We start from the raw sequence: 345 nt of genomic DNA, 5'->3' as shown, positions 1-345 counted from the left end.
GCAGATTCACAAAATTGATACTTAATCAATTTTACTCCCTCGTATTTTAACCATAATTTGCCAACGCTTGCCAGCGCATAATAAAAGCTTCGTTTTGGTGACCAATTATAATTCTCGTAAACGGGATTTGGGATAGGAAAAAAATCTAATATGTTTGTCGTTTATCCATATTTTAATCACTAATAATAATTTTTGAACTTTCATTATTACCATCTAAAAAATGAACTTTAATTATATAAATACCTTTTGAAAATTTGCTTAGATTATATGTCATTTCACTTGATAATGGGTTGTTTTCTTCTCTAATAAGACTTTTACCATAAATATCGAACAACTAAAAACTTT

Annotated in this window: 1 protein-coding gene; it reads right to left on the bottom strand. The window is 27.2% G+C overall.

Features of this window, described 5'->3' with window-relative positions:
* Positions 1–172 precede the first annotated feature (172 nt).
* Entirely contained in the window at positions 173–334 is a 162-nt protein-coding gene (locus tag J8281_RS20035) for a T9SS type A sorting domain-containing protein (protein ID WP_210199271.1), read from the bottom strand.
* Positions 335–345: the final 11 nt, after the last annotated feature.

The sequence above is a fragment of the Aquimarina sp. U1-2 genome, from assembly GCF_017897595.1.
Lineage (GTDB): Bacteria > Bacteroidota > Bacteroidia > Flavobacteriales > Flavobacteriaceae > Aquimarina.
This window is presented reverse-complemented; position numbering and strand designations above follow the sequence as displayed.